This is a genomic window from Geobacter benzoatilyticus (assembly GCF_017338855.1).
Classification (GTDB): Bacteria; Desulfobacterota; Desulfuromonadia; order Geobacterales; family Geobacteraceae; genus Geobacter; species Geobacter benzoatilyticus.
Genome location: NZ_CP071382.1, coordinates 3,117,781 through 3,134,922, shown reverse-complemented (window position 1 = coordinate 3,134,922; position 17,142 = coordinate 3,117,781). Strand labels below are relative to the sequence as shown.

Here is a 17,142-nt window from a genome sequence, read left to right as displayed (position 1 = left end):
GTACGGGTGTGGCATTTTACGCACCAATGCCACAAGAAAGAATTCTTTCTCAAATTTGCCAAAGACCGGTTGAGGAATTCCAGGGTCAGTTTATTTAATTCCTTCAACTATTCCAGCAGTATACTCTTGCCTTGACAATCGCTGCCCACTGATATATTGACTTACAAAATAGGTCATGTGACCTACATTAAATTCTAACTGGACAAGTGCCATGATCGAAGCAATCGTCGGCTCCATCAATTGCGAGCGAGTCCTTACCTTTCTGATCGCCAGAGAGGAGGGGTATGCGCGGGAGATTGCACAGTTCTATAACAGCTCCCTGGCACCTATCCAGAAGCAGTTGGACAAACTGGAAGCGGGCGGCGTTCTCGCGAGCCGCACTGCCGGGCGCACCCGTCTCTATACCTTTAACCCGCGCTACCCTTTGCTTGTTGAACTCTCGGCTCTGCTGGAAAAGTCGATTGCATTTTATGATGAAGAGTTGCAGCAGCGGCTGCTGCTCAACCGTCGTCGCCCCCGCCGCAGAGGGAAGCCGCTGTGATCTCGCTGTCCGAGCTGACCATAGGTGAGCTGGCTGCCTACATCGCTGAACACCTCGTCAACCCGCAGACTCCATTCTTTGTCGAATTCCCCTCTGGCCCTTTGGCAATCGGTGATGAGCCGCCGTCCGCAATCAGTTCGCTCCGTTTTGCAACCGGCAATCTGCGGCTATTATCCCCGACTGGCTGTGTGAAGGACAGGCTGGCAGCTTTTTATCACTGGAAAGACCAGCAGAGTCTCGAACAGGCGATACTCATTGCCAGAGATCACGATATCGATAGTGAAGAGGTCAGACGATGGTCTGTGAATGAAGGTTTTGCAGAAGTTTTCGAGAAAAGTGTGTCAAAGCGGATTTCAGAAAGGCATGGATAGAGACACCATGAACATTCTCGCCATCATTGCCAGCCCCCGAGGGATGAAGGGAAATACCGGACGGTTGCTGGAGGAGGTCCTGTCCGGGGTAGGGGAGGCCGGGGGGGAGACGGAAATTCTTTCCCTTGCCACCTTGAAGGTGCAACCCTGCGTCGGGTGCGATCTCTGCCACAAAACGGGCATCTGCTCCATCAAGGACGACTACGAGGGGATCAAGGAGAAACTTCTTGCCTGCGACGGCTTCATCCTTGCCAGCCCCAATTACATATTCAGCGTTACTGCCCAGATGAAGGCGCTCTTTGACCGTTGCTGCGGCCTGCTTCACTGCATGGCCCTGGAGGGGAAGTACGCTGCCGTTGTGGAAACATCCGGAGGCGGAGAGGACGCGGAGGTGATTTCGTACATGGAGCGGTTCGTCAATACCCTGGGAGCCAACTCTGTGGGCGGCATCGGCTCTCCCATGGCCGGCATCAGGGCCTTTCCCGATGAGGCGAACCTTTATGGCCGGGCACGCACCCTGGGGCGCGAACTCTGCCACTGTATCAGGGAGAAGCGGCAGTTCCCCGAGCAGGAGCCTTTTCTCGGCGCTTTCCGGGAGAGGATGTCGGGCCTGGTGGAAATCATGGGAGAGCATTGGGTTTTCGAGCGTGATTACTGGCGGGACAGGAAAGGGTAGGGGCGTCGGCTATGTTCGAAGTGCAGTACAACGATGAGATGGAGGCGGAAGTTCAGCGCCTTGAGGCCAAGAATCGGGCCATTGCCGTCGGCCACCCTGAATGGGACAACGCATGCAGAGTCTGTGGGGGTCGGCTTGCGGCCGCGACCGTCGACACGTGCGACCGGTGTCAGCCACCCCGACGGTAACGCCATGGACCGCTCCTCCCGCAACCGACTTACGGTAAATCTGCTTCCACAGTTCGCCGGTGATACCCTGTTCGACGCCATCGCCCGGGCAGTATGCCGCGCCGGCTGTCTGCCACGCAAGGAACTGTACGAAGCCTGGGAAGTGGCACGGCGGGTGAGGCGGCGTTACCGCGGTGGTCGAATCGTGGATCTGGCCTGCGGCCACGGGCTTCTGGCGCAGATACTTCTCCTTCTTGACGACACATCGACCACGGCCCTGGCGGTTGACCGGCGGATCCCGAAGAGTTCCTCCACCCTTGTCGAGTCATTGGAAGAAAGCTGGCCGCGCCTCAAGGGGCGAATACAGTTCGTGGAGGCGGACCTGCGTGACGTGCCGTTGCATTGCGACGATGTGATCGTTTCTGCCCATGCCTGCGGGGGGCTGACAGACCTCGTTCTGGAGCGGGCAGTGGAGGTCGGGGCGAGGGTGGCGGTACTCCCCTGTTGTCACGACCTGAGCGGTGCGGACCTTGGCGGCCTGCAGGGGTGGCTGGATGGCCCGCTGGCCATGGATGTGGTCCGCGTGTCGCGGTTGCGCTCCCTGGGGTACCGGGTGATTACCCAGCAGATTCCGGGCGATATCACGCCAAAGAACCGGCTGCTGCTTGCGGAGCCAGGCTGGTAATAGTGTTAAATCATCGATCCCCGAAAGCGAAAAGGACCCATGAAGATCAGCAATCTCCTTATCCATCTGCACAACAGCATTGACGCCTTCACCCTGAAGCCACGGCATGTCGAGCAACTACGCCAAGCTCTCCCGGAAGTGAATATTACCGTCGCTGCCAGTGACCGTGATTTCATGGACCGGCTTCCCGATGCCGAATATGCCATGGTGTGGGTGTTCAAGGCCGAGTGGTATGCAGCCGCTCCCCGGCTAAAGGCGCTCTTCACCCCTGCCGCCGGGCGCGACTGGGTTGAGGCGGACCCGTCGGGGAGGGTGTTGACGTGTCATGGCAGCTTCCACGGCCGAATCATGCGCGAGAGCCTTCTCTCCATGATGCTGTATTTCAACCGGCGCCTGGGCAAGTCGCTCGATGATCAGGGGTGCCGGAGGTGGGGTCGTCGGGATTACAGCGGTTGTGTGGGCCTTTTCAGCCAGCGGGTATTGATCGTAGGTCTCGGGGCGCTGGGGCAGTCCATGGCTGAATTGCTCAAAGCCTTCGGCGCGCACGTGACCGGGGTCAAGCGCAACCCGGAATCGTTCGCGGGGAGCCCTTTTGTCGATGGGGTAATCGCCTTTGACGCGCTGGAGGAGGCGTTGCCAGAGGCCGACCATGTGGTGCTGCTGCTTCCCGGCGGGACGGCAACCGACGGGATTTTCACCGCACGGCACTTTAACGCCATGAAGCCGGGGGCCCACCTCTACAATCTGGGGCGCGGAAACTGCTACCGGGAGGAAGATCTTGTGGCCGCCCTGGAGCATGGCCGCCTGGCCGGCGCAGGCCTGGATGTCTTTGCCGAAGAGCCGCTGCCGGCCTTCTCGCCCCTCTGGCAGCAACGCAACGTCCTGATCACGCCCCATTCCAGCGCCATCAGCCAAGAGTACATCGACCTCTTTATCGCGGAGTGGCTTGAGACGGTGCGTAAGAGTGGGCCGCAGCACGAAACGCCGCAGTAGAGTGGTGCCCTCGATGAGCCGAAAATCTGATCCTACCCGATAATCCCCGCAAAATCCGATATGAGATCGTCCGGGTCCTCCAGCCCCACGGAAAGCCGTACCAGCGTGTCGCTGATGCCGCGCTCGGCCCGGTCGGCGGGGGACATGGCCGCATGGGACATCCTGGCCGGATACGACAGGATGCTTTCCACCCCTCCAAGGCTGACGGCGAATGCTGCCAGTTCAATCCCTTCCAGTAACCGTTTCGTCAAGTCGAAGCTCTTCAGCTCAAATGAAAGAACCGCACCGGGGCCGTCGGCCTGGCGATTGTGGACGTCATGGCCCGGGTGTGTCGACAGGCCGGGATAATATACCTGCTTGACCTGCGGGTGCCCGGCAAGGAATTCTGCAACCTTGACGGCGCTGCGCTGGCTTTCTTCCATCCGCACCTTGAGTGTCTTCAATCCCCGCAGCGTCAGCCAGCAGTCCTGGGGGCCGAGTATGGCGCCGAAGGCGTTCTGGATGAATCCGAGGCGATGGGCAAGATGCTCGTCTTTCACCACGGCAAATCCGCATACCACGTCGCTGTGCCCGTTCAGGAACTTGGTGCCGCTGTGCATGACGATATCGCATCCAAGCTCCAGCGGGCGTTGCAGGTACGGGGTCATGAAGGTGTTGTCCACCAGGGTCAGCAGCCCATGGTTGCGGGCGATTTCCACCGCCTCCCGGAGGTTGGTGACCTTCAGGAGAGGGTTTGAGGGGGTCTCCAGGTAGATCGCTTTTGTTTCCGGACGTATGGCGGCTTCAATGGCTTCACGGCTGGTGGCATCCACAAAGGTTACGTTGAGCCCCCACTGGCTGAAGAGCTTGGTCATCACCCGGAAGGCTCCGCCGTAAACATCCTCGCAAACCACCAGATGGTCGCCGGGGGCAAAGAGCATCAGGGTGGAGGATATGGCTGCCATGCCCGATCCGAAGGCAAAGGCGCGGCTTCCCCCTTCAAGGTCGGCAATGGCCTCTTCGAGTGCCTCCCTGGTGGGGTTGCCGGAGCGTGCATAGTCGTATTTCCCGAAATGGTCCACCGACTGCTGGGCAAAGGTGGAGGTCTGGTAGACCGGTATGGAGAGTGCGCCGGTGGCGGGATCGATGGCGTGGCTGCCATGGATGAGTCTGGTTGCGAATTTCATGCTATGCCTCCAAGTTGAAAGCCGATTCCAGATCGGCAATAAGGTCGTTCACGTCTTCAATCCCGACGGAGAGCCGGAGCAGGCGGTCGCTGATGCCGAGGGCGGCCCGCTTTTCCGGTTCGATGTCGGCATGGGTCTGGACGGCAGGGAAGGTTATCAGTGTCTCGACCCCCCCCAGGCTTTCGGCAAAGGATATCACGTTGGTGCGGATCAGCAAACGCTCCACCAGTTCCGGACTGGTTACCTCAAAGGCAATCATTGCTCCGAATCCCTGCCCCTGGGCTTTCAGGAGCTCATGCCCCGGGTGGTCCGGCAGGCCGGGGTAATAGACCTTCGTCACCAGTTCGTGCCCCGCCAGCCAGCGGGCAATGGCCAGGGCGTTGTCCTGCTGGCGGTCCAGGCGAACCGACAGGGTCTTCAAGCCGCGGATGGTGAGCCAGGAATCCTGGGGGCCGAGTACGGCGCCGGCGGCATTCTGGTGGAAATATACCCGTTCCGCCAGTGCGGGATCCTTTACCGTCACTAGGCCGCACACCGTATCGTTGTGGCCTGCCAGGTACTTCGTGCCGCTGTAGACGGCGATATCCGCCCCCAGATCGAGCGGCCGTAGCAGATAAGGGGTGAGGAAGGTATTGTCCACGATGCAGAGGATATCGTGGTCCCGACAGAGCGCCGCCAGCGCGGCAACGTCGGCAACCTTCAGGAGCGGGTTTGTCAGGGATTCCACGAAAATTGCCTTTGTCTCGGGGCGGATGGCGGCCGCAGTTTGTGCTATGTCGCTTGTGTCCACATAGGTGAATTCCAGGCCGTACTGCTGGAAAATCTGCTCAAACAGGCGATAGGTGCCGCCGTACAGATCCTCGGTAACAATGAGGTGGTCTCCCTGCTTGAAGAGCAAAAGCAGGTTCGCAATGGCCGCCATTCCCGAGGAATAGGCAAAGCCCCTGGAAGCCCCGTCAAGGCGCGCTATTCCGTCTTCCAGAGCCTGGCGGGTGGGGTTGCCCGAGCGGCTGTAGTCGTAGCCGGTGCTTTGCCCCAGGCCTGGGTGCCGGAATGTTGCCGTCTGGTAGATGGGGATTGTCACCGCACCTGTGCGGGTATCCCATTCAAGTCCGATCTGTACTGCTGCTGTTGCAATGCTCATGGCTCGCTCCTTAATGAAAAAGTCCCCTTCCGGGGTTGCGGAAGGGGACTCTCTGCCTGGGCGAAGTGTGTCCGCGCTCCCTTATCTCCCGAAACCTTGCGGCTCCGCAGGAATTGGCACCTTCCCCAGCGGGAGGTTGCCGCGACGTCGTTGGGCCTGTCCCTCGGTCGCTCTTGATAAGAAATCGTGTGCTATTCAATTTTTTGCTGAATCTTGATTGAGGAATCAAGAAATCGTGTTTAAATCTTTACCTATACACTGAACATTTGTCAAAGAAATTTTTTTGTAAAAATAAAAGCCGGCAAATACGGTTAGTTGGGACTGAAAGTTCTTTGAAATGGCGCATAATAGCCCGATCTAAAAAATGTGAATGGGGAGTAAATAAATTACTTGACCGGTCAACATTCTTTATCTATAGTTTAGCTAGACATGATAACCAAGAAAACGAAATACGCTTTTAAAGCGCTGATTCATCTGGCTGTTACGCCTGTCGACCAACATGTTCTGATTGCAGAGCTGGCCGAGAGCGAAAACATCCCTAAAAAGTTCCTTGAGTCTATCCTGTTGTCCCTGCGCAAGGGAGGGTTGTTGAAAAGCAGGATAGGGAAAGGTGGCGGTTATGCGCTTGCCCTTCCGGCAGACAAGATTACCATCGGTTCGATCGTCAGGATTCTCGAAGGGGACATAGCACCGGTACAATGCCTCAGCACGAATAATTATGCCCGTTGCGAGGAGTGTCTGGATGAGGAAAGCTGTGGAATCCGCCTTACCATGGCAGAGGTGAATGAAGTTCTCAATTCGGCCCTGGAGAATCTGACCCTGGCGGATATGGTTGAAAGAGGCAGGCAGGCGCGGCGGAAGGCAAAAAGAGTAATAGATTACAGCATCTGATTTTTTTTGCCTAAAACGTCTATAAAAACTATAGACAATTAACGTTAAGCAAGGAGGTCAACAATGAGCAAGGTCTATGCAGATAATTCCCAGTCCATCGGCAACACTCCCCTGGTAAAGCTCAACCGGTTGGGTGAGGGCTCCCGAGCGGCAGTAATCGCCAAGATCGAGGGTCGCAACCCGTCCTATTCGGTGAAATGCCGCATTGGCGCGAACATGATCTGGGATGCGGAGAAACGCGGGGTTCTCAAGCCGGGAGTGGAGATCGTGGAGCCCACCAGCGGCAACACCGGCATTGCCTTGGCCTATGTGGCCGCCGCCCGTGGTTACAGGCTGACTCTTACTATGCCGGAAACAATGAGCATCGAACGGCGCCGGGTGCTGGCTGCCTTGGGGGCAAACCTGATTTTGACGCCGGGAGCGGAAGGGATGAAGGGGGCAATCAGCCGCGCCGAGGAGATTGCCGCCTCGGACCCGCAAAAGTACTTTATTCCCAACCAGTTCAAGAATCCGGCCAACCCTGAGATACACGAGAAGACCACCGGCCCGGAAATATGGGACGGCACCGATGGCGGGGTTGATGTACTGGTTGCCGGTGTGGGTACCGGCGGGACGATTACCGGCATCAGTCGCTACATCAAGCAGACCAGGGGAAAGCAGATAATTTCCGTCGCCGTAGAACCGAAGGAAAGCCCCGTCATCAGCCAGAAGTTGGCCGGGTCGGAATTGAAGCCAGGTCCCCATAAGATCCAGGGGATCGGAGCCGGGTTCATCCCTGATACCCTCGATCTTTCCCTCATTGACAGGGTCGAGCAGATTTCCAGCGACGAGGCGATTGAGTTCGCCAAAAGGCTGGCACGGGAAGAGGGGATACTGGCCGGCATCTCGTCGGGAGCCGCGGTAGCCGCCGCAGTGAGGCTGGCCGGGCTGGAAGAGTTCGCGGGGAAGAACATCGTCGTTATCCTTCCGGACGGAGCCGAACGCTATCTCTCAACGCCCCTTTTCGAAGGGGTATGATGGCTGCCGCAGTGCAGCGGAAAAACAATATCCCGTGGAATCGACGGGAAAGACCATAAATGGGGGACGAGAAGATGACTAGTGGAATCCGGGATTATCGTCTGGACGGCATTTACCGGCAGCGCCAGGACGGTTTTTTCATGCAGAGGGTAAAACTGCCGGCCGGGGTGATTTCTTCCGTCCAGGCCCGCGGGGTGGCGGCAATTGCAGCTGCCATCGGCCGGGGAACCGTCCACCTGACCACCCGCGGCAGCATGGAAATCCACTGGTTGCGCGAAGCGGACCTGCCTCTCGTGAAGCTGGAACTGGCAAAAGTGGGCCTCACCTCTCGCGGTGCCTGCGGCGGCGCGGTGCGCGGGATTGTCTGCGGCGCCCAGGGATCGGAGCGATTTCCGGCCCTTGAGACGATGGCCCGTCGCCTCCAGCGGCACTTTGCCGGAAACCCCCGGTTCGAGCGCCTGCCGAAGAAGTTCAAGATCGGCATTGAGGCTGATGTGGCCGGAGGCAGGCATCTTATCCAGGATGCGGCGCTGGTGCTTGTCCGCTCCGAAGAAGGGCGCGGCTGGTACGACGTATGGGTGGCCGGCGGGCTGGGGCGTGAGCCGCAAGCGGGCTTTCTGCTGGAGAAAGAGGTGGAAGAGCGCCGCATTATCCCTCTGCTGGAGGCAATCGTGAAGGTCTATGCCTCCCATGCGCCTGCGGGCAAGCGGCTGAAGCACGTGGTGCGGGAAATCGGCGAAGACGAACTCCGGCGCAGGATCAACGCTGAACCGGGCGCTGTGGAAGAATTGCCGGAAGTTGTCGCGTTGCCGGAAAACCTGCTTCCTTCGCCGGTCAGTCGCCGGCGGCTTGAAGTTCCGGTGTTCGCCGGATTGCTTTCGAGCGACAAGCTCCGTCTGCTGGCGGATTTTGCCGACGCCCGGGCCGACGGCTCCATGGCCGTCACGGTAGACCAGAACCTGGCCCTGCTTTTGGCTGATGATGGCGACGCAGATGCTGCACTTCGTGAACTTGAAGCGGCCGGCTTTAATTTGGGAGGGGGGCCGGAAGGGACGGTTTTCCGCGTCTGCCCCGGCGCCCACGAATGCCTTGCCGGTCTCGCGCCGACCAGGGACATCGCCGGGGTCTTACGGGATGCGTTGGGTCCGGAGGGGGCAAAACTGAGCTGGGCCATTTCAGGGTGCCACAACTCCTGCACCCAGCCTCAGCTCGCCGATGTGGGCATCGCGGTCTCGCGGCTGGTTGCCGGCGACGATGGTAAGAAAGAGCCGCGTTTTGCCCTGTATCGCCGCAGCAGCGGCGGGTTTGGGGAGAAGACCGCCGAACTGCTGACCCTTGATGAACTATTGGAATCCGTGCGCCGGATAGGGTGAGAGGCGAGGACGGAGTAAACCGCCATGGCAATGATTGTCGACGAAAAAAAACTGCATGACATCATGGAACGCCCGGAACCGGTTCCTGATTCGGAGACCCTTAGCCGTGCCGGCAAGGTTTTCTTCGTGGGCGGAAACCTTCCGGTCTATGAGACTCTGGAAACCATGTTCGAGAGTTATTGCCTGGAATCAACCGACCTGTTCCATCTTTCGTTCGGAGCAAGGGATGATTTCTCCCGTGGTGAGGAAATGGCGCGACAGATAAAGAAAAATTTCAACGTCAGATTGATGGGGAGGGTGCCGTATGTGCCCCCGGCTTCGTTCATAGAACGGGCCTATGCCGCCGGTGTTGATATGCTCGACATCGCGGTTGCGGCTCCGGCGCCGACAGGGGCGCGCCCCGGCAATCAGCAGGATTTGCGGGAGTCGCTTGTCGTTTCCGTGCAGCTGTTTCCCCGCTGGTCGGCAGCTTTCACGCTGGAAGCCGGAGCGGAACCGCCGGCAGTGCTCGCCAGGGAGATCGATCTGCTGCTGGAAGCAGGCGTCGTGCCGCTGGTGACGCTATCCCCACGGGTTTCCAGCCGCCAGGCGGAGGAAATTGCTTCTGTCTTCGCCCATCTCGCATCGGGTTGGGAGCGGCACCGTGCGGCCGTGAAACCGTTTCTTCCCCTGATATCCCTGACAACGCCGCTGGTGGCGGCAGAAAACGCGGGGCGTCTCAGAAATTTCATCGACAGGATCCGCGACCGGCAGTTGCTGGCGGCTTCCGGCCTGCGCAGGCACCTGCGGGTCGTGCCTGCTGAAGACTCCCTTGATTCGGCAGGTCTGTGATGGAACGGATTTCCCTCGATAAACCGCTAAAGATCGACCGGCGCCCCCTCTGGCAAATCCTGGCCGGCCGTACGCACCGCTACCAGGTTATTGCCGGGCTGATCCTGCTCAGCACAGTGTTGTTCAACCTCGATCCCCCCCGGGGACTTTCGGCGCAGGGGTACCATTCCCTGATTCTCTTCGGCGCCACCGTATTTTTGTGGGTGACCGGGCTTCTCCCCATGGCGGCCACGGCGCTCCTCTCCATGGTGATGCTCCCTTTGCTGGGAATCATGGACGCCCGGACAACCTACGGGCATTTCGGCAATGAGGCGGTTTTTTTCATCCTCGGAGCCTTCATCCTGGCAGCCGCCATGACCGGCAGCGGCCTGTCGGCCCGCCTGGCGCGGGCGATGCTTGCCCGATTCGGCCGAACCCCCATCAGGCTTGCCCTGACCGTCTTTCTGCTCTCCACCGCCCTTTCTTACTGCATGAGCGAGCACGCAGTGGCGGCCATGATGTTCCCGGTGGTGTCCGAGATCGCCGTTAGCCTCGGCCTGGAGCGGGGAAAGAGCCGTTACGCAGGGTTGCTTTTCATGTCCATCGCCTGGGGGTGCATCATCGGCGGCATTGCGACGTTCCTCGGCGGTGCGCGGGCGCCGCTGGCGGTCAGCATCCTCAGGGAAGGGACCGGTCTCGGTTTCTCGTTCCTCGAATGGATGATTGCCGCCAGTACGATCGTTCTGCCGCTGATAGTGATCGGCTTCCTGCTCCTGCTGCGGTTTTTCCCGGTTGATCTGGAGAGCGTCGAGGGGGGCTTGCGCCACCTGAACCGCAAACGGCTTGAGACGGGGAAAATGAGCTTCGATGAGTTCACGGTAGCCCTGGTGATGATTGCCACCATCCTCGGCTGGATAACCCTGGGTGAGCGGGTCGGACTGGCTGCCATAGCGATTCTTGCGGCCGTGTTCCTGTTCACCTTCAGGGTGATTAGCTGGAAATCGATCGAAGAGGATGTGAACTGGGGCATCATCCTGATGTACGGCGGCTCCATCGCCCTGGCCGGCGCCATGGAGAAAAGCGGGGCGGCCACGTGGATAGTCAACCGGGGGCTGGAATCCTTTACTCCGTCGCCCTTCGTGGTGGTGGCGGTCATCTCGTTTGTCGCCATCATCATGACCGAGTGCATCAGCCATGCAGCGGTGGTGGCCATCTTCATGCCGATCGGCCTGACTCTGTCAAAGAGCATGGGAATCGACCCCAAGGTCATGACGCTGGCGATAGCTCTCCCCGCCGGCCTGGCTTACTGCCTCCCCATGGGAACCCCGGCCACGGCCATCGCCTATGGTTCCGGTTATCTTAAAAGCCGCGACATCATGCTCCCCGGAGCCGTAATCATGCTGATCTCGTGGGTGCTGTTCCTGCTGTCGGCCCGTTTTATCTGGCCCCTGCTCGGGCTGGCAATCTGAATGCACTAAATATGATACCGAAAGGGACTCGACCATGAACAACTCGCTTCCATACATAGCAAAGGACGCAAAGCCGGCGGAGATTCTTCGCGCCGGCATCGAAGCCGCCGATGGGCCGGTATCGCTGGCCTGCTCCTTCTCCCTGGAGGACGTGGCCATTATCCACATCGCCCATGAAGCCGGTCTGGAGCTGGGGGTGTTTGCCATCGACACCGGGCGGCTCAACGAGGAAACCTATGAGGTGGCCGATGCCCTGACGGAACGCTACCGCCTGAAGATCAACTGGTTCTTCCCCCGCCACGAAGAGGTGGAGGCACTGGAGCGGGCCGAAGGGCTCTTCTCCTTCCGGGAATCCCTTGATAAGCGTCATGCCTGCTGTGCCATCCGGAAAGTGGAACCCCTCTCCCGTGCCCTCAAGGGGCTGGCAGGCTGGGTCACCGGCATGCGGCGGGAGCAGAGCGTAACCCGCGGCGAACTGGCTCCCATAGAGCGGGACGAGCTGAACGGCGGCATCCTGAAGATAAACCCGCTCATAAACTGGAGCGAAGACGAACTGATCGCCTACACCGAAGCGCACCGCCTCCCCAAAAACCGCCTCTACAGCCAGGGGTACCGCTCCATCGGCTGTGCCCCCTGCACAAGGGCGGTGAAACCGGGAGAGGATGTACGGGCCGGGAGATGGTGGTGGGAGAGTGCGGAGAATAAGGAATGCGGGCTGCACCGGCGATAGGTAAAGTCCCCCTTTGAAAAAGGGGGATTTAGGGGGATTTGCTTTTGAACCTGAATAGATAAATCCCCCCTGACCCCCCTTTTTCAAAGGGGGGAACAAGGAGAACAATAACAATGAGCCAAAACCTTACACATTTGCAGCAGTTAGAAGCAGAAAGCATCCACATTCTCCGCGAGGTTGTCGCCGAATTTTCCAATCCGGTGATGCTCTACTCCATCGGAAAGGATTCGGCGGTCATGCTGCACCTGGCCCGCAAGGCCTTTTACCCGGCGCCGCCGCCGTTTCCACTCCTGCACGTGGACACCACCTGGAAGTTTCGCGAGATGATCCAGTTCCGGGACCGGATGGCGGCCGAGAGCGGCATGGAACTGATCGTACACGTCAACGAGGAGGGGGTCCGTCAGGGAATTTCCCCCTTTACCCACGGTTCGGCCCTTTATACCGGCATCATGAAAACCGAGGGGTTGAAGCAGGCTCTGGATAAGTACAAATTCGATGCCGCTTTCGGCGGTGCCCGCCGGGATGAGGAGAAGTCGCGGGCAAAGGAGCGGATCTTCTCCTTCCGCAGCGCCAATCACCGCTGGGACCCGAAGAACCAGCGCCCGGAACTCTGGAACCTGTACAACACCCGCATCAGGCCGGGAGAAAGCATACGGGTATTCCCGCTTTCCAACTGGACCGAACTGGACGTGTGGCAGTACATCCACCTGGAAAACATCCCCATCGTGCCGCTCTATTACGCGGCTGTGAGGCCGGTGGTGGAGCGTGACGGCATGCTGATCATGGTGGATGACGACCGCCTGGAGCTGAAACCGGGCGAGGAGGTGCAGCACAAATCGGTTCGCTTCCGGACCCTGGGGTGCTACCCCCTGACCGCGGCGGTCGAATCGACGGCGGACACGCTTCCCGCCATTATCCGCGAGATGCTCCTGACCCGCACCTCGGAGCGCCAGGGGCGCCTCATCGATCATGATGAAGCGGGTTCCATGGAGAAGAAGAAACAAGAGGGGTATTTCTAAAGAAACGCCACTTTTCCGCCCTGGCGGCGTAAGTCTTCGTGATGACTTGTGCGGCGTAGCGCTGCTACGCCTCCGCGACATCACTCGACAGCCTTGCCAGAACGAAAAATTGACGTTTCTGAATCGGAGTTATTTATGGCACATCAATCTGAATTGATAGAGAAAGATATCCTGGCATATCTGAAGAGCCAGGAGGAGAAATCGCTGCTTCGCTTCATAACCTGCGGCAGCGTGGATGACGGCAAAAGCACCCTGATCGGACGCCTGCTCTGGGACTCCAAGATGGTCTTCGAGGATCAGCTTGCGGCGCTGGAGGTGGACAGCAAAAAGTCCGGCACCCAGGGGGGGGCCATAGATTACGCCCTGCTGCTGGACGGCCTGCAGGCGGAGCGGGAGCAGGGGATCACCATCGATGTGGCCTACCGCTTCTTCTCCACGGACAAGCGCAAATTCATCGTTGCCGACACCCCCGGCCACGAGCAGTATACCCGGAACATGGTGACCGGCGCCTCCACCGCCCAGGTGGCGGTGATTCTGGTGGATGCCCGCAAGGGGCTCCTGACCCAGACCCGCCGCCACAGTTACCTGGTATCCCTGGTCGGCATCCGGCACGTGGTGCTGGCGGTGAACAAGATGGACCTGACAGGCTATGATGAGCAGCGTTTCCTGTCTATCCTGCGGGATTACGAGCAGTTCGCGGCGCCGCTCGGCTTCGACTCCATCACCGCCATTCCCCTGTCGGCCCTCAATGGCGACAACGTGATCGAGGCGAGCGACAATACACCATGGTATGCCGGCCCCACTCTCATGACCTATCTTGAAACCCTTGAGCTTGAAGGGGACAACAGGTCTCAGCCGTTCCGGATGCCGGTGCAGTGGGTGAACCGCCCCCACCTGGATTTCCGTGGTTTTGCCGGGACTGTTGCCGCGGGCACCATCCGGCCGGGCGACGAAATAGTTGTGGCCGCGTCGGGCCGCACCAGCCGGGTTGAGCGCATTGTAACCATGGATGGCGATCTTCCGGAGGCCACTGCCGGCCAGGCTGTGACCCTGACGCTGGCCGACGAGATCGACATCAGCCGGGGGGATATGCTGGCCGCACCCGATGCCCCGCCGATACATGCCCGGCATCCGGAGGCACACCTGGTCTGGATGCATGACGAGCCCCTTCAGCCGGGGCAGATATATCTGGTTAAAACGGCCACGGCCGTGGCGCCGGGTCGGGTTACCTCCGTTCAGTACGCCGTGGACGTCAATACCCTTGAGCAGAAGCAGGCGCCGACGCTGGGGCTGAACGGGATCGGCGTGGTTCACCTGGAACTCGACCGGCCGATCTCCTTCGATCCCTACCGCCAGAACCGGCACACGGGGAGTTTCATCCTGATCGACCGCATCAGCAATGCCACTGTTGCCGCCGGCATGGTGATCGCTGCTGCACCACTGGAGGCAAAGGATGAGCGCCCGGAATCCCGTGGCGATCTGCCGGCCGCAAAGAACGGCGCCCCCCTCCGCATCGTCCTGAGCGAAGCCTCCATGAGCGGTGCCGGGGTAAGCGTGCTGGATCTCGGCAGAGAAGCGGGCGACATTGAGTTCGAGGTTTCCGCCAGTTTCCTCGACAACCTTGACAAGGGGAACCGGAGTCTGTTCCGCCTGGGGGGGATGAACCATCTGCCGGCGGTGGCGCAGTTGGCCTACGAATACAACCTGGCTTTCGAATTCGACCGCACGGGTGATGGTGTTAGCATCCTGCTGTTCAAGCGGGGTATCAGGGCCGTGAACAGGGCATCCGATAATGGGGGAGGGATATGACCGGGACACGCCAATTGACAGCGCGGGCGAATTGGCGTAGTGAATTGTAAAGGCAAAGGCGAAGCGGGGTGATATCCGTTACGGATTCAGACATCCTTTAAATGCAGCATCCGCCTTTAGCTTCGACATTCTGAAGGAATAAACAACAATCCTGGTTTCTTCCATGCATTCATTGCTGAAACGCTCGATTTTATCAGTAATTCTGGTCTGTTCCCTCTTGATGCTCACGGCGGCATCGGCCCTGGCCCAAGGGGGAATAGCCAGATATCCCCATCTCCCTTCCGGATATTCCTCCATCAAGGTTTTTGACCGCCACGGCAGGTTCGCCGGCCGGATTCTCCCCGAAAAACGATTCTGGATCTCCATCGAGCAGATCCCCGCTTTTTTGCAGAATGCGGTAATCGCGGTGGAAGACGCCCGCTTTTACGAACACGGCGGCATAGATCTCCGTGGTATTGCCCGGGCCCTGGTTAAGGATGTAGTCAAGGGGAAGCTGGTCGAAGGGGGCTCGACCATTACCCAGCAGTTGATAAAGAACAAATATCTGACCGGCGCAAAGACCATCGAGCGGAAGCTGGAAGAAGCCCGGCTGGCCATGGAGTACGAGAAAAAATACAGCAAGAAGCAGATTCTCGAGATGTATTTCAATGAAATCTATTACGGGAACGGCGCGTGGGGTATCGCCCAGGCGGCCCGGATCTATTTCGATAAAAACCCCGATGAGCTGACCGATGCCGAATGCGCTCTCCTGGCCGGAGTTCCCAAAAACCCCGGACGTTACAACCCACTGGGGAAATCCTCCGACGTGAGCAGGCGAAGGGACGTGGTCCTTACGAGAATGCTGGACCTCGAGATGATATCCGCCAAGCAGAAGCAGAAGCTGAGAACCCGCCCCGTGACGGTGGTGCAGCGTGGGCAGGCCCCCTATTACCTGGCCCATATCCGCGACGAGCTCGTCCGGAAATTCGGTGCGAGAATTATCGACCAGGGGGGGCTGGAAGTGACTGCCGCCATGGATCTGAACCTCCAGAAGCTCGCCGAGAAGACCCTGAGGGATGGGGTCAAAAAGGTTTCGCCTCAGCTCCAGGGGGCATTGATCTCTCTTGATCCGGCAACGGGGGATGTGCTGGCGGCGGTGGGGGGGGTGAATTTCGCCAAAAGCAACTATGACCGCGCTTTTGTGGCCAGACGCCAGCCCGGTTCGACCATAAAGCCGTTGATTTACGCCGCGGCGCTGGAGGTGGGGATAACTGCCGACAGCGTGTGGGATGATACTCCGGTGGCCTACAACCGGGGTAACAATCAAACCTGGAAGCCATTCAATTACGGGCGGGAAAAATACGGCGCGCTGACGCTGCGGCAGGCATTGGCCTACTCGAACAATGTCATTACGGTGAAGTTGCTGGATACCATCGGGGTTCCGTATTTCACCGGATTCGCCCGCAATGCGGGGCTCCCTTTGCGTGCCAGTAACGATCTTTCCCTGGCTCTCGGAACCGAAGATGTCACGCTCCATGACCTGGTCGCCGCATACACCCCGCTGGCCAATGGAGGGGTCAAGTCGGAACCGAGAACAATTTTGCGCATCTATGATAAAAAGCACCGCTCCTGGGCCGATAATCCAGCGTCAGCCACCCAGGTTCTTTCCCCGGCAGCCGCCTACATCACTACGCGGATGCTCAAGGATGCCATGGTTTACGGTACGGCAAAGTCACTCAAGCCCTTCAGCCAGAAACGCCCCTCTGCCGGTAAAACCGGTACCACCGACGATTATCGGGATGCGTGGTTTATCGGTTACACTCCGCATCTGCTGACCGGCGTATGGGTCGGATACGACAAACCCCGTCCGGGGGGGAGGGGATTTACCGGCGGGGTTGTGGCTGCACCCATCTGGAGGCAGTTCATGGAACCGGCTCTGGCATCCGGGCCGGCAACAGACTTCCCGCAGCCGGAGACGGTTGTTACCGTATCGGTCGATCCCGCCACCGGTTCCCTCGCTACGCCTGATTGCCCTGAAAAACGCGACGAACTTTTTATCGAGGGAACCCAGCCAACAGTCTACTGCCCGAAACATGGCGGCGATGCCCTCAATCCGGAGCCCCCGTCACCGTCCGATCTTCCCGGCGATGGGGCGCCGGTGGCTGAACCACCGCCCCCTTCGCCGCCGCTATAATCCTCTGCAGCTCCTGAACCATTGCACCGAACTATCGGCAGCTGTCACAGGCTACACCATACAACCTGCTTTAAATTCTGATCAAAAAATACTGTCGGTGTAAATATT

General features: G+C 59.1%; 17 protein-coding genes and 1 riboswitch. Of the genes, 14 read left to right on the top strand and 3 right to left on the bottom strand.

Going from position 1 to position 17,142, the window contains the following annotated elements:
• Positions 1 to 211 precede the first annotated feature (211 nt).
• The 3 genes from JZM60_RS14540 to JZM60_RS14530 are packed head-to-tail and all read left to right on the top strand — an operon-like array spanning position 212 to position 1,588.
• The gene (locus JZM60_RS14540; RefSeq protein ID WP_207163131.1) at positions 212 to 541 is read left to right on the top strand and encodes a winged helix-turn-helix domain-containing protein; all 330 of its coding nucleotides are present in this window, start codon (positions 212 to 214) and stop codon (positions 539 to 541) included.
• Positions 538 to 912, top strand: coding sequence for a hypothetical protein (locus JZM60_RS14535; RefSeq protein WP_207163130.1), 375 nt, complete (start codon positions 538 to 540; stop codon positions 910 to 912). The genes JZM60_RS14540 and JZM60_RS14535 overlap by 4 nt, the downstream gene beginning before the upstream one ends.
• Entirely contained in the window at positions 905 to 1,588 is a 684-nt protein-coding gene (locus tag JZM60_RS14530) for a flavodoxin family protein (protein ID WP_241426274.1), read from the top strand. Before JZM60_RS14535 ends, JZM60_RS14530 begins: the two co-directional genes overlap by 8 nt.
• Here JZM60_RS14530 and JZM60_RS14525 read toward each other — a convergent pair.
• Positions 1,564 to 1,782, bottom strand: coding sequence for a hypothetical protein (locus tag JZM60_RS14525; RefSeq protein ID WP_207163129.1), 219 nt, complete (start codon positions 1,780 to 1,782; stop codon positions 1,564 to 1,566). The genes JZM60_RS14530 and JZM60_RS14525 overlap by 25 nt on opposite strands.
• Here JZM60_RS14525 and JZM60_RS14520 point away from each other — a divergent pair.
• Positions 1,781 to 2,440 carry a methyltransferase gene (locus tag JZM60_RS14520; protein WP_207163128.1) on the top strand — a complete coding sequence of 220 codons (660 nt, stop codon included), beginning with the start codon at positions 1,781 to 1,783 and terminating at the stop codon, positions 2,438 to 2,440. The two genes, JZM60_RS14525 and JZM60_RS14520, sit on opposite strands and share 2 nt — an antisense overlap.
• A gap of 39 nt (positions 2,441 to 2,479) precedes the next feature.
• Entirely contained in the window at positions 2,480 to 3,433 is a 954-nt protein-coding gene (locus JZM60_RS14515) for a D-2-hydroxyacid dehydrogenase (protein WP_207163127.1), read from the top strand.
• Positions 3,434 to 3,465: 32 nt separating this feature from the next.
• On the opposite strand, the gene JZM60_RS14510 is transcribed toward JZM60_RS14515, so the two are convergent.
• Entirely contained in the window at positions 3,466 to 4,599 is a 1,134-nt protein-coding gene (locus JZM60_RS14510) for a trans-sulfuration enzyme family protein (protein ID WP_207163126.1), read from the bottom strand.
• A gap of 1 nt (position 4,600) precedes the next feature.
• Complete coding sequence (locus JZM60_RS14505) at positions 4,601 to 5,743, bottom strand: trans-sulfuration enzyme family protein (protein ID WP_207163125.1); 1,143 nt, start codon at positions 5,741 to 5,743, stop codon at positions 4,601 to 4,603.
• A 78-nt stretch (positions 5,744 to 5,821) separates the two neighbouring features.
• Positions 5,822 to 5,926: riboswitch (SAM riboswitch) on the bottom strand.
• Between the two features lie 246 nt (positions 5,927 to 6,172).
• Here JZM60_RS14505 and JZM60_RS14500 point away from each other — a divergent pair.
• The 9 genes from JZM60_RS14500 to JZM60_RS14460 all read left to right on the top strand — a co-directional run bounded on the left by JZM60_RS14500 (position 6,173) and on the right by JZM60_RS14460 (position 17,034).
• Positions 6,173 to 6,634, top strand: a complete 462-nt coding sequence (locus tag JZM60_RS14500) for an RrF2 family transcriptional regulator (RefSeq protein ID WP_207163124.1) — start codon at positions 6,173 to 6,175, stop codon at positions 6,632 to 6,634.
• A gap of 63 nt (positions 6,635 to 6,697) precedes the next feature.
• Positions 6,698 to 7,651 (top strand): cysteine synthase A, encoded by a 954-nt coding sequence (gene cysK / locus JZM60_RS14495; RefSeq protein WP_207163123.1) that lies wholly within the window; start codon positions 6,698 to 6,700, stop codon positions 7,649 to 7,651.
• A gap of 74 nt (positions 7,652 to 7,725) precedes the next feature.
• Positions 7,726 to 9,024 carry a nitrite/sulfite reductase gene (locus JZM60_RS14490; protein WP_207163122.1) on the top strand — a complete coding sequence of 433 codons (1,299 nt, stop codon included), beginning with the start codon at positions 7,726 to 7,728 and terminating at the stop codon, positions 9,022 to 9,024.
• A 24-nt stretch (positions 9,025 to 9,048) separates the two neighbouring features.
• A complete protein-coding gene (locus JZM60_RS14485) occupies positions 9,049 to 9,855 on the top strand; it encodes a hypothetical protein (RefSeq protein ID WP_241426273.1) in 807 nt (268 codons plus the stop codon).
• Positions 9,855 to 11,303: an SLC13 family permease gene (locus JZM60_RS14480; protein ID WP_207163121.1), complete on the top strand. Its 1,449-nt coding sequence runs from the start codon at positions 9,855 to 9,857 to the stop codon at positions 11,301 to 11,303. Before JZM60_RS14485 ends, JZM60_RS14480 begins: the two co-directional genes overlap by 1 nt.
• A 34-nt stretch (positions 11,304 to 11,337) precedes the next feature.
• Entirely contained in the window at positions 11,338 to 12,033 is a 696-nt protein-coding gene (locus tag JZM60_RS14475; RefSeq protein WP_207163120.1) for a phosphoadenylyl-sulfate reductase, read from the top strand.
• Between the two features lie 113 nt (positions 12,034 to 12,146).
• Positions 12,147 to 13,052, top strand: coding sequence for a sulfate adenylyltransferase subunit CysD (gene cysD / locus JZM60_RS14470; protein ID WP_207163119.1), 906 nt, complete (start codon positions 12,147 to 12,149; stop codon positions 13,050 to 13,052).
• A gap of 135 nt (positions 13,053 to 13,187) precedes the next feature.
• Positions 13,188 to 14,861, top strand: a complete 1,674-nt coding sequence (cysN, locus tag JZM60_RS14465) for a sulfate adenylyltransferase subunit CysN (RefSeq protein WP_207163118.1) — start codon at positions 13,188 to 13,190, stop codon at positions 14,859 to 14,861.
• Positions 14,862 to 15,024: 163 nt separating this feature from the next.
• Positions 15,025 to 17,034, top strand: a complete 2,010-nt coding sequence (locus JZM60_RS14460; RefSeq protein ID WP_207163117.1) for a transglycosylase domain-containing protein — start codon at positions 15,025 to 15,027, stop codon at positions 17,032 to 17,034.
• The last annotated feature ends 108 nt before the right edge of the window (positions 17,035 to 17,142 follow it).